Annotated in this window: 10 protein-coding genes and 1 pseudogene; 6 read left to right on the plus strand and 5 right to left on the minus strand. The window is 55.2% G+C overall.

Annotation, left to right across the window (positions count from 1 at the left end; genetic code table 11):
* Positions 1–104: pseudogene (locus VPK24_RS18710) on the plus strand (IS5/IS1182 family transposase); the annotation flags it as partial.
* A gap of 77 nt (positions 105–181) precedes the next feature.
* Here VPK24_RS18710 and VPK24_RS18715 read toward each other — a convergent pair.
* Positions 182–1,543, minus strand: a complete 1,362-nt coding sequence (locus tag VPK24_RS18715) for a tetratricopeptide repeat protein (RefSeq protein ID WP_393015645.1) — start codon at positions 1,541–1,543, stop codon at positions 182–184.
* 439 nt (positions 1,544–1,982) lie between these two features.
* Here VPK24_RS18715 and gatB point away from each other — a divergent pair, with 439 nt between their 5' ends.
* Both gatB and VPK24_RS18725 read left to right on the plus strand, forming a co-directional pair.
* Positions 1,983–3,467, plus strand: coding sequence for an Asp-tRNA(Asn)/Glu-tRNA(Gln) amidotransferase subunit GatB (gene gatB / locus VPK24_RS18720; protein WP_393015646.1), 1,485 nt, complete (start codon positions 1,983–1,985; stop codon positions 3,465–3,467).
* 394 nt (positions 3,468–3,861) lie between these two features.
* Entirely contained in the window at positions 3,862–4,314 is a 453-nt protein-coding gene (locus tag VPK24_RS18725) for a hypothetical protein (RefSeq protein ID WP_393015648.1), read from the plus strand.
* Between the two features lie 98 nt (positions 4,315–4,412).
* On the opposite strand, the gene VPK24_RS18730 is transcribed toward VPK24_RS18725, so the two are convergent.
* The 4 genes from VPK24_RS18730 to VPK24_RS18745 all read right to left on the minus strand — a co-directional run bounded on the left by VPK24_RS18730 (position 4,413) and on the right by VPK24_RS18745 (position 8,653).
* Positions 4,413–4,994 (minus strand): hypothetical protein, encoded by a 582-nt coding sequence (locus VPK24_RS18730; RefSeq protein ID WP_393015650.1) that lies wholly within the window; start codon positions 4,992–4,994, stop codon positions 4,413–4,415.
* Positions 4,995–5,413: 419 nt separating this feature from the next.
* Positions 5,414–6,238, minus strand: a complete 825-nt coding sequence (thiD, locus tag VPK24_RS18735; RefSeq protein ID WP_393015652.1) for a bifunctional hydroxymethylpyrimidine kinase/phosphomethylpyrimidine kinase — start codon at positions 6,236–6,238, stop codon at positions 5,414–5,416.
* A 46-nt stretch (positions 6,239–6,284) separates the two neighbouring features.
* On the minus strand, positions 6,285–7,562 hold the full coding sequence (ftsZ, locus tag VPK24_RS18740) for a cell division protein FtsZ (RefSeq protein WP_393015654.1): 1,278 nt from the start codon (positions 7,560–7,562) through the stop codon (positions 6,285–6,287).
* 251 nt (positions 7,563–7,813) lie between these two features.
* The gene (locus VPK24_RS18745; RefSeq protein ID WP_393015656.1) at positions 7,814–8,653 is read right to left on the minus strand and encodes a cell division protein FtsQ/DivIB; all 840 of its coding nucleotides are present in this window, start codon (positions 8,651–8,653) and stop codon (positions 7,814–7,816) included.
* Positions 8,654–9,097: 444 nt separating this feature from the next.
* On the opposite strand from VPK24_RS18745, the gene VPK24_RS18750 reads away from it, so the two are divergent.
* The 3 genes from VPK24_RS18750 to VPK24_RS18760 form a co-directional block, all read left to right on the plus strand.
* Complete coding sequence (locus VPK24_RS18750; RefSeq protein ID WP_099533550.1) at positions 9,098–10,432, plus strand: P-loop NTPase fold protein; 1,335 nt, start codon at positions 9,098–9,100, stop codon at positions 10,430–10,432.
* A 91-nt stretch (positions 10,433–10,523) separates the two neighbouring features.
* Positions 10,524–11,015 (plus strand): hypothetical protein, encoded by a 492-nt coding sequence (locus tag VPK24_RS18755; protein ID WP_393015658.1) that lies wholly within the window; start codon positions 10,524–10,526, stop codon positions 11,013–11,015.
* Between the two features lie 368 nt (positions 11,016–11,383).
* On the plus strand, positions 11,384–12,536 hold a 1,153-nt coding region (locus VPK24_RS18760), incomplete at its 3' end, for a protein kinase domain-containing protein (protein WP_393015660.1).

Below are 12,536 nucleotides of genomic sequence, written 5' to 3' on the forward strand. Positions count from 1 at the left end.
TTCGGATCTTCTCAGGACGCTATCGCAATCGTCGTCGCCGTTTTGGCTTGAGGCTTCATCTGCTGGCCGGGTTGCTCAACTACCAGGCAACACATCCAATTTGATTCGTGCAAGAGGTCTATTGATTAGCAGCGATTGATTAGCAGCGATTGGTTGGCAGCAATTGGTTGGCAGCAATTGATTAGCGCCGATCGCGAATGAGCCGCTCGATCGCCGCTTGCCAGTACCAATCCTCCGACTTACCCGGTATCCGCGATCGCTCAAAGGCCACCAAGCGTTCAGCGGTCGATCGCTGGTTTTGCACTAACAGCAACAGTTGCGCTTCCAAGGCCCGACTGGGGCCGCGACTTTTGGGGGGCTTGGGCTTGGGGTCTGGGCGGGGCGGTCGCTTGGCCGCCGGGCGATCGCGCCGTGATCGGGATGGGGCCGATGGGGGTGGAGTCGATCGAGGTGACGTGGATCGCGACGAAGAAGATGAGGGAGAGGTAGACGGGGAAGGCGTAGCGCGATCGGTTCGCTGAGGTTGAGTTTTGGGGATGGTCTGGCTGGGTTCCGCCTTGATTTGGTCGAGCTGTTGCCGGGTCAGGCGATATTGACCCCCATCAAATCGAAACCCCGTAGGTCGTTCTTGGGTAACTCGCACGGGCGATCGCCGGGAAACCGATCGCCGGGGCCGGGGCGATCGGTTCCGCCACCAGCGACTGGCCGCCAGCCCCAACCCCAAACCCACCGCCCCGCCTCCCAGAATCAGCCAAGATTCCGGATTGGCCAGCCACTGTTGCACCAATTCCCAAGAGCGCGGGTTCGCCATCATCCAGTCCGTATCCGGTTCCGGGCGGGCTGTCCAATTCAGTCGATCCAAATCCCGTTGCTCAATCACCTGATAGATATTGCGCACCGAAGATTCCGAAAACCGACCCAACCGCAGCAATTGGGCCAGCTCCTCCGGAAACAGTTCCATCACGGGATGATCGGGATAGTGAATTTCCAAAGCCACATAGGTATGGACAGCCCGGGCATATTCAGCCCGCTGGGTAAACAGCCGCCCACAGGTCAACAACAACAGCGGTGTGCTGGGGTGTTCGGCACTGACCACGGCCCGATCGAGCAGGATGGTTAACCCTCGGCAAGCGTCCGGACTGGCCAGGCTGCCTGGACTGGTGCGATCCAAAATTCGGCGCACATTAGCCCGCACTGCGCCAATCAGCGCACTGTGGGGATAAATCTTGGCAAATTGCACATAGGCTCCAAACGCCTTGTTCAGTTGGCGGGCATTTTGGGCCTGTTCAGCGGTTTGATAAAGCTGACATTCCGCTAACCGATAGCGACTTTCCACAGCCGTTGGGTCTCGATCGTCCGGAGCGGATCGATCGGCCACCTGCTGAAACCGAGGGATTGCGGCGGCACAGTTGGCTTGGTCATAGGCCGATCGCGCTGCCCTCAAAATCGGGTCACTACGCAGCCACCATTCCAGACCCAACCCCGCAACCGCCAACACCCCCAACAGCCCAATCAGGATTTGCCCCTTGCGTTGCACGGCCACCTTCCGTTATTGAATCCTTGAGTTGTTGAATCCTGGAAATGAATTCCAGTCAAAAAGCCAGTCAAAATTGCTAGGTCAAGCGCCAGTTCGATGGCCCGGTCAACCGTCAAAAGTTTTGCTTCCAACCGGGGCCGGGCGATCGCTAGCGATAGAATGAAGTCCGAGCACTTTGATCGGGTTTTTGATCGGGTTATGGTCTGGCTAGTTGATTTGGCCACTGGCTCAACCGTTGTTTAACCCTTTCAATCATGCCAACTGGGACTCTCTCGGGATTCTAGGCCGATCGCGCTCAAAGACCCACAGTAGGAATACTGGATGGGCCATGAGCCATGGACACTGAATAGGCCTGCTTATTCAGCCAGACTAAGTTCCTCTTGGTTCATTCACATTGGGTTCATTAACTTCCCATCCGTCACCCACAGCAAGTTCAGCCAAGCATATGACCGTTGCCGCGCCTGCCAAGACCGAATACGAAGCCGTCATTGGTCTCGAGACCCACTGCCAACTGAGCACGGAAACCAAAATTTTCTGTAGCAGTTCCACGGAGTTTGGAGCCGATCCCAACACCCATGTGGATCCGGTGTGCTTGGGGTTGCCGGGCACGCTGCCGGTGCTGAATCAAAAGGTGTTGGAATATGCGGTGAAGGCGGGCTTGGCGCTCAATTGTCAGATCGCCCCCTACAGCAAGTTCGATCGCAAGCAATATTTCTATCCCGACTTGCCCAAAAATTATCAAATTTCCCAATACGACCTGCCGATCGCGGAGCATGGTTGGCTGGAAATTGAAATTGTGGACAAGCAAGGGAACGCCACCCGCAAACGGATTGGCATCACCCGTTTGCACATGGAAGAAGACGCGGGCAAGTTGGTCCATGCGGGGGCCGATCGCCTGGCCGGGTCGGCCTATTCCCTGGTGGACTACAACCGAGCCGGTGTGCCGCTGGTGGAAATCGTTTCGGAGCCGGATATTCGCACGGGCCAAGAGGCGGCGGAATATGCCAAGGAATTGCGCCGAATCGTGCGCTATTTGGGCATCAGTGACGGCAACATGCAGGAGGGTTCCCTGCGTTGTGATGTGAATGTGTCGGTGCGGCCGGTGGGCCAAAAGGCCTTTGGCACGAAGGTTGAAATCAAAAATATGAACTCGTTCAACGCAATTCAGCGGGCGATCGAGTACGAAATTGAGCGCCAAATTGAGGCGATCGAAACCGGCGAGCCGATCGTCCAAGAAACCCGTCTTTGGGAAGAGGGCAGCCAACGCACCATTTCCATGCGCTCTAAGGAAGGCTCCAGCGACTATCGCTATTTCCCGGAGCCGGATCTCACCCCGATCGTGGTGTCGGAAGAGCAACGGGAATCTTGGCGTGAGGAGTTACCGGAGTTGCCTGCCCAAAAGCGCCATCGCTATGAAACGGAGCTGGGGCTGTCGGCCTACGATGCCCAGGTGCTAACCGATGAGCGGGCGGTGGCGGAATATTTTGAAGCCACGGTGACCGCTGGGGGCGATGTGAAACAGGCGGCGAACTGGATCATGGGCGATATTGCCGCTTGGTTGAAGAACGAAAAACAGTCGATCGAAAACTTGGCCCTGAAACCGGCGGAGCTGGCGGAGTTGGTGGGGTTAATTGTGAATGGAACCATCAGCGGCAAAATCGCTAAGGACATTCTGCCGGAGCTGCTCACGGAAGGTGGCTCGCCCAAGGCCCTGGTCGATCGCAAGGGATTGGTGCAAATTTCTGACCAAGGGGCGATCAAGGCCATGATCGAAGAAGTTTTGGCGGCCCATCCGGCGGAACTGGAACAATATCGCGCTGGAAAAACCAAGCTGAAGGGTTTCTTTGTGGGGCAACTGATGAAGAAGAGTGGCGGCCGCGTGGATCCGAAGCTCACGAACCAATTGCTGGAGGAGTTGCTGAATGGCTAGGCGATCGGCCGGCTGGATTTCCAAGAGTTCATCAAAATTTCAAAAAAGGGGGTGACACCCCTCGCCCTTCTGCTGTTATACTGTGCTAAGTAGATGCACCCTGATGACTGGGAGAGTCCGCAACGACTCTCCTTTTTTTTGTCAATTTTTTGCCGAATTTCTACCCAATCTTGCTCGACCAATTTCCCAAGCCATTTGGCCAAGTCAATTTTCGCCCCATGGCTTGTTGGTTGCCTGCCTGCTAGCGGCCGATCGGTGGCTGTCGTCTGCCCGAGTGAGGTTGACCCGCCGATTGTCCGATCGGGATTGGTTGGGCCCCAGGTCAATGGGCGATCGGCCCCAAAACAGGCGACAATGGATCTAGTTATTTGCCCACCCGATCGCTACGCTTTCCATGTCTGCACCATCCGCCCCATCCGGTCAGTCCAGCCAACATCGCGAGCAATATACGGTTTTCTTGGATCCGACCTTGATCAATCGGGTGTTGGAACTGACCGATGCACCTGGAAATGCGATCGAGGATGGGTTGCGGTTGTGGTTAGCCCAGCAATCGGAACCTGCGACCCCGGCGATCGCTAGCCGTAGCCTCCCCGCCAGCACGCCACCGCAATTGCCAGCCAAGTTAGTAGCCCCGATCGTGCCGGAGCGCCGCAGCAAACCCCGCATTTTGAATTTGGCTCCGCCGGTTGCCCCCGCCCCGATCGACCCGATGAACGATCGCAACCTGCCGAAGCCCCTGACTCGTCCCAATGCGCCGACCCCGCGCCGATTGCCGCCGCGCCGTTCGGTCTCGGGCCCGATCGACCCGCGCAAGAGTAATGATGACGAAACGGGCTGGCTGGTTTAGGGCGACCGGTTCAGAAAATTCGCCCTAGTTGGTCAGAATGGTTTGACCGTGAAGGTCAGCCGTGAAGGTTGTCGCTAGGCGATCGAGTGAGGGCCGGTTTAACCCATGCCCGGTTCCAGAGCTGTATCCCAAGGATCAGCCCAAAAATCTACCCAATCGGAGTCTGGCGATCCTTGGGCAGCAGTGGCAGTGCTCGATCGCTCACTTTGGAAATTCACACCGCTAGCAACGGTTTCCGTGGTGGGCATGGCCGCAATCAACCCTGGCAATTGGCAGGATGGTTCTGTTTCCGCCCGCAGTTCAGCCGTCGGCCGTAACTCAGAAGATGACTCAGAGGAGAGGATCGGCTCGATCGCGTCCGGGCCCAGTTGCGCGAACTGGGTCAATTTCTGTAAATTCACTGAGTCATCCTCAGCCTTCCCCGGGGTTGCAGACGGGGCCACAGAGTCGGCCAAACCGACTGACGGTTGGTCGGTCATGGCTCGGGCCGTGGCTGATGATTGGGAATCCGAAGCTGACCAACCCACGACAGGCGCTTCCGGGGTAGCGGTTGTTGTTTTTTTGACCTGCGTCACACTGTTGCGAAACGACCAAGCGAGATAGACGGCCAACGCGTCGGCGATCGCCCGCACGTTGTCCTCTGGACGCTGGCCAGACTTGGGGGAATGCGTGCTCATCATTGCTCGATCGCCCATCATGTTTGTGATATCTCTAGTTTCACTCGGTTAGCAATCACAGATGGCGACGGCGATCGCAAACGGAGACCGATCTCAGTCATGCAGCAACCTGTCCCCGATCGCCCAATTTCCGTGTTTTCACCACCGGTCGTAGCGATCGTCACCATCTTTTTTCCTCTTCCTACCGAAGCAACAGACTTCCGGACTGGGGAGGGGCTGATTGTCGCCTGCGAAACTGGCCGATGATCGGTCGTCAAATGTTCCCACGCCCGCTAGGAAGCTGAGATTGCTGAAAATTCAGCGCGTTCAGGCAATTTCCTGCTCAAAACTTCCAGGATTGGGGAATGAGGGTGCGATCGCGGTTGGGGATCGGTGGTTGGAGATCGGTAGTCAGGAATTCACGGGGTGCGATGCTCTGGCGATTAACCGTTCAACCAACCGTTTAACAATGGGAAAAAGTGCCCGATCGGCCCCTGGCCTTGTCCGATCGCCAGAGAGTGATGCAATGCTTGCGTGACATAGGTTTTCGCTGCTTGGGTTGCCGCCAAGGGTGCTTGCCCCAAGGCCAAGTTCGCCGCGATCGCCGCCGACAAACTACAGCCCGTGCCGTGGGTGTGGGGGGTGTCCACGGTTTCCGTTCGCAACACCACCGGTTCATCGCCCGCAAACCACACATCCACACCCCGTAAATCTCCCGGCAAACCGCCCCCCTTCACCACCACCGCTTGGGGGCCCAATTGCCAAATGGTTTTCGCCGCCACGATCAAATCCGCCAAGGACTCGATCGCTTGTCCGGCCAATAATTGCGCCTCATAGCGATTCGGCGTGGCCACCGTCGCCAAGGGCAACAGCCGATCGCGCATCAGTGCCACCGCGTCATCATCAATCAACTGCGCCCCCGTGCGGGACACCATCACCGGATCCACAACCAAGGCCGGTAACGGGTCGGTGCTGAGCCGATCGACCACGGCCGAAATAATATCTCGATTCAGCAACATGCCCGTTTTGGCCGCTGCGATGCCTAAATCGATCGCCACCGCATTAATTTGGGCCACCACCGCCGCCGGAGCCAATGGGTCAACCCTGGTGACCCCCAAGGTGTTTTGGGCTGTCACGCAGGTTAAAGCACAAGCACCGTGAACACAGTGCATGGCGAAGGTTTTTAAATCAGCCTGAATTCCCGCGCCGCCGCCGCTATCGGAACCGGCAATGGTCAGGGCGATCGGGGGCTGCATTCCCTGGCTCATGGTCTAGATGATCTAGGACGATCAAGATCGGGTGGGATCGGGGAGCCTAGGGGTTTCGCCGTCGTTGCAGGAACTCGGGAATATCTAGCCCACCCAACATGCTGTTGCCCTTTTGGTCGCCCGTGGGGTTCGGGAGGGGCTTGGGGGTCGATCGCGGTAAACCAGCGCTCAAGCGGCCCGCCGCCGAACTGGGGGGCAAATCTGCCGAAAAGCCCGTTGCAATGACCGTGACGCAAATTTCCCCTTGCAGTCGCTCATCAATCACCGCGCCGAAGATGATGTTGGCGTTCGGGTCAACCACTTCATAGATCGCTTCAGCAGCCGCATTCACCTCATGGAGGGTTAGATCGCGACCGCCCGTAATATTCAAGACCACGCCCTTGGCCCCTTCAATGCTGGCTTCGAGCAGCGGGGAGGAAATAGCCGCATTGGCCGCATCGCGGGCCCGGGACTTACCGGAACCAATACCAATGCCCATCAGCGCCGAACCGGCATCGGCCATCACCGCCCGCACATCGGCAAAGTCCACATTCACCAAACCGGGAATGGTGATGATATCAGAGATCCCCTGAACCCCTTGCCGCAACACGTCATCGGCAAACTGGAAGGCCTCTTGGACAGGGGTTTGTTCCGGAATGGCGGCCAACAGGCGATCATTAGGGATGATGATCGTGGTGTCCACCTGGGCTTGCAGTTCCGCAATGCCTTCTTCGGCTTGGGCCATCCGCCGCCGCCCTTCAAACTTAAAGGGCCGGGTCACCACTGCCACCGTCAGCGCACCGGCTTCTTTCGCCATTTCCGCCACGATCGGGGCAGCCCCGGTTCCAGTGCCGCCGCCCATACCGGCCGTAATGAAGACCAATTCCGTATTTTGCACCAGGTTGGCAATTTCTTCCCGGGACTCTTCAGCGGCGCTTTTGCCAATGGTGCGGTTACCGCCAGCCCCCAGCCCCTTGGTTAGCTTTTGACCTATTTGCAAGCGGTTTTGGGCCGCCGATTGGGTCAGGGCTTGGGCATCGGTGTTGATGGACCAAAACTCGATGCCGGAAATTTGGCTGGCAATCATGCGGTTCACAGCGTTGCCGCCGCCACCGCCTACGCCAATGACCTTAATACGGGCGATGCTTCCTGGCACGATCTCGCTTCCTTTGGCAGTTTCACCGGGCTGCATCCCGCCATCTCCATTATTCTTAAAGCCGCTACCGATATTGCTGAGGGGCAGGCCAGCACTTCCATAGGCTCCGCTGGCTCCACGGGGGTACTCGGCGGAGTCGTAGGCGGTTGGGTTGTCTTGGGCAGGCCCCAGGCGGTCATTAAGCGTCATGGGATTGGCAAGCTAAAAGGGTCGAAGGTTAGATTGTCCAACCGACAGAATTTACAGAATTTGTAGACAACTATAGGGTAAGTTGCTGAAAGTTGCTGGAAAAAAGTTATCTCAGCAATCTGGCGGCTGTTGGATCAAGGGGGCCGGGGCGTGAACGAGTGTGGGGAAGTTGCTGAGGTAGGAATCCGAATCGACGGGTGGAATGCTCGGGCAATGTGCTCAGGCAATGTGCTCAGGCAACAACAGTGTTACTAGGGTGGTTTTAGCTGTTGTTGTGCTCCCTTGTCCAGAGTGGTGGATCTCATTTGGATGGCGGGTCGCTCCAAATCTCGGAAATCAATGTGATCAATTTGTCTGGGATCGAGTTGTTGCGGAAGCGATCGCATCCGCGCCAGGAGGGCCATTTGCTGGGCCCAGCGATCGCGCCCATAGGTTCCCAATTCCACGGGCCCCAATTCCGTTTGCAAACGGATCGATCGGGGGTTGCGCCAATCCACCACCTGCACGGCCACGGGCGACAAACTCAGCCAACGGTAGATAAAAGCCCATTCCCGTTGGATCGTGCCATAGTCCCCGATCGCCTTGAGCACGGGCAATTGGGGAATGGGGCGCATGGCTTGGTATCGCTCTAGCTCAATCCAAGTGCCCTGGCTGTCCATCAGGCCGATTTGGGCGCGTGGGTTGCCGCCAGCCCGTTGCGCCGAAACCGTGGACTCAATCACAGCCACCGGAAACAGCTCCGTGACCTGCACCACCAACTTGGGCGGTAACAGTTGGCGAGTGACCTCCGCGTGGGCCACGGGGCCCCTGGCTCGCAGGCTGGCAGCAATCACTTGGGGCTGGAGTTTCCACAAAGATTGGGGATAGCTGATGCCCAGGAGTGATCGCACGTGGTCATCGCTCAGCATCCGATTGCCCAACACGTCCACCTGTTCGGGCCCCCGAATCACCCAAGGGGCAGACGTAACCAAGCTGGCCGTCATGATCGCCACCAAGCCCACCGCCACCAAGCGCCAACTCCGCCGCGCAATTTTCCAGTGGCGGCGACGGCGAAGGTGCGATCGCCGCAGATCCAAGTGGCGACGAGACAAGGGAGCGAGAGGATCCATATCTGACCCGTTGAACATCTGGCCCATTTATCCGTTGAACATCTGGCCCATTTATCTGACCCATTTAACTGATCTGACTGATCTGTTTTATGCAACAGCGTCTGTAATAGCGTCCTGAATGATGGGTTCCTGCGATGGATTCCTGATTTCTCCTGAGCTTCAGTGGCCAAGACCCCCAACCCCAATTCAAAATGGGGTCTTTTAGAATAGTTGCCGCTGCTCGCCATGCCCACCGCAGCAGCAACCCAGGACTCGCTGCCCAACTTCCATGAAGTTCAAGATTTCAGGACCAGATTTCAGGAATAGATTTTAGGGTGAATGCCGGTGTCCCTGTACTTTGATCGCTAGGTTGGTCATGATGGTTGCATCGTAGCCCTAGTCCAAGTCGATTGTTGCTATTTTCTTTGGCCGATATTTCTCAGTACCATGGCAATTGACGATATATCCCGCTTCTTTAAGGCCTGCAATCCTTCCTATACGCTCGATCTCGCCAAGCCGGAAGATCGAAAATACTATATTGATTTCTCGAATGTGCGTGGTGGCAATATCATTGGTGAGCTGAAGCGGACGATCGTCCGAATTTCTCCCGATGTGCCCACTTGTCAGCTTTTTACGGGACACATTGGCTGCGGGAAGTCCACGGAACTCTTGCGGTTGAAAGCTGAACTGGAGCAAGAGAATTTCCATGTGGTCTATTTCGAGTCTACCCAAGACTTAGACATGGCCGATGTGGATATTAGTGATATTTTGTTGGCCATTACTCGCCAGGTCAGCGAAAACTTAGATGCCGTCGGCATTAAGTTGAAACCCAGCTATTTTGCCAATTTGTTCCAAGAGGTTTCTGATTTTCTGCAAACCCCGATCGAACTGGGTGCTCAGGCGGAGGTTTCTCTAGGAATTGCCAAAATTACCGCCAAAACCCAGGACAATCCCAAACTACGCAGCCAATTGCGGCAATACCTGGAACCGCGAACGGAGGGAATCCTGCGGGCCATTAACGAGGAGATTATTCAGCGGGCCACCCAAGAATTGCTGCGGCGCGGCAAGAAGGGATTGGTAGTGATTGTGGATAACCTTGATCGGGTGGATAGCCGCACCTTACCCTCGATCGGGCGGCGGCAACCGGAATATTTATTTATCGATCGCGGTGCTCAGCTTCGGCGAATTAATTGCCATTTGGTTTACACCGTTCCCCTTTCGTTAATGTTTGCTGACGAATACGAAGCGATGAAAAACCGCTTAGGCGGCGGTTTGGCTCCCAAAGTATTGTCAATGATTCCGGTGCGGACTCGGAATGGGGAACCCTTTGAACCAGGCATGGAAGCCTTGCGATCGGCTGTTTTGGCGAGGGCTTTTCCAAACCTTTCTCCCACCGAAGCACTCAGCCATGTCAGCGAAGTTTTTGAGGACTTGGAAACCCTAAATCGTCTTTGTCGGGTCAGTGGTGGTCATCCCCGAAGCCTGTTAGGATTACTCTATCGCTGCCTACAGCAGGAAGACCCTCCCTTTGCTCGGGCAAACCTGGAGCGCGCCATTCGCGATAGTCGGGACGATCTCACCCTGTCGATCGATGACATTGAGCGAGAGCGCCTTTTCCAAGTTGTCCGCGAACAAAGTGTGCGTGGCGAGGACAGCTACCAAATGCTGCTGCGGACTCAAATTGTTTACGAGTACCGCGATGCCCAGGGACGTTGGTTTGGCATCAACCCTTCCCTCGAAGAAACCGATTGGTTTCAAGCCTGGCAGCAACAAAACCGCTAACTCCCAGATGATCGCCGCCTGGGCCTAACCTATCCACCCAGGCGCAATACGTAGCAGTCATGCGACTGTTCCCAATGAGGAGCGTTAAGCCATGGGCCCCAAAGTTCCAGGCAGTCTCGCCAACGCCAATGAACGATCTGTTGCCATTTTGGCCAGAACTCTGTTGCACCAACAGGGAGAATTTGCCCTGATTCTGGCGCACTGCAACGATCCAGCGGTTCAGCGTTGTGCCACTAATCGCTTACGCGAGATGCTGTCCCTGGAGGTCGGGTGCTTGCAGTTGCCCACCTCCGCCCGATCGCTCTTGTCACCCATCCAGCATCTTTGCCGCCAACACCCGCCTCAAGCCCTGGTGGTCACCGGGCTGGAAACTCTAGAAGAGCTGGATGATTTGTTAGTGGCCACCAATCGGGCCTTCAACGCCTTTACCCATCAGTTCAGGTTCCCCATTATCTTGTGGGTCAACGATCGGGTAGTGCGCCACCTAGCCCGCTACGCCCCCGATCTCAAAAACCGCACGCCCACCAGCATTCGCTTCTTTGAGCAGCAGCCTCAGCCTCTCGCCTCAGTATTGAGCAATTAGCGCTTCCCTGCTCCGAGAAGTTGTATTTTTTCGGAATTTTCCTGTAATTTCCCAAATTTTCCCGATTTTACGCAAAATTTGTAGAGCTATACTACTGGGTGATCTCCTTAGTACCCCATGACATTGGATCAGTGCCTTGTCAGTGCTGAGTGCTGGGAAAATTTCTACGCAGCACTTTTCTGCCATTCCCGAGATTTTCCTGATTTTACGCAAAATTTATAGAGCGACATTGCTGAGTGATCGCTGAGTGATCTCTTAAGTGCTCTAAGGCACTGAATCAATACCCTGGCAGCGCCGAGTGCTTGGGAAGCTTTCGCGCGCCTTGAATGTGTTCCTGAATTGATTGAGCCGATCTCCTGGTATCACTTATGACCACTGCAACTCGGATATCTGAACAGTCAATACCCAATATCCCAGACTACACAATCACCGAACAACTTTATTGGGGGTCGCGAACGGCTGTCTATCGCGCTGTCCAGGACGCAAATCGGCGATCGGTGGTGTTGAAAATCTTGCTGTCGGACTATCCCACCTTTGGCGAATTGGTGCAATTTCGGAATCAATACGCGATCGCCAAAAACCTCAATCTGCCTGGTATTGTTCACCCCCTGACTCTTCAGCCCTTGGGGAATGGCTATGTGCTCGTGATGGAAGATTGGGGAGGATTGTCCCTCAATCAATATCTACAGCAGCACACGCTTAATTGGGTCGAAGTGCTCAAGATTGCGCTGCAATTGGCCCGCATTCTGCACGATTTGCATCAGCAACGCGTTATTCATAAAGATATTAAACCCGCCAATATTCTAATTAATTCCACCTCAAAAGAAATTAAATTAATTGATTTCAGCATTGCCTCTCTATTACCTAAAGAAACTCAAGAAATTCAAAACCCAAACATTTTAGAGGGAACTTTAGCCTACTTAGCTCCTGAACAAACCGGGCGCATGAATCGTGGCATTGACTATCGTGCCGATTACTACGCTCTGGGTGCAACGCTATATCAACTATTAGCTGGTCAATTGCCTTTCATTGCCAACGACCCCTTGGAAATTCTGCATTGTCATATTGCTAAAACAGCACAGCCAGTGGATCAGGTAAATCCGTCAGTGCCCAGGATTGTAGGGGCGATCGTGACAAAGCTGATGGCTAAAAATGCTGAGGATCGATATCAAAGTGCTTTGGGTCTTCAGCATGATTTGCAGCAATGCTTAACCCAGTGGGAAACAACAGGCACTATTGCATCATTTGAACTGGGACAACGGGATCTGAGCGATCGCTTCTTAATCCCTGAAAAGCTCTACGGTAGAGAAGCCGAAGTTAAAACTTTACTCAAGTCTTTTGAGCGAGTCTCCCAAGGCGCATCAGAGCTGATGCTAGTAGCGGGATTTTCGGGAATTGGGAAAACGGCTGTTGTAAATGAAGTCCATAAGCCAATCACTCAGCAGAAGGGCTATTTCATTAAAGGGAAGTTCGACCAATTCAATCGCAACATTCCCCTATCAGCATTCGTGCAAGCTTTGC

Origin of the sequence: Limnothrix redekei LRLZ20PSL1 (assembly GCF_043235035.1) — a bacterium.
Classification (GTDB): Bacteria; Cyanobacteriota; Cyanobacteriia; order CACIAM-69d; family CACIAM-69d; genus CACIAM-69d.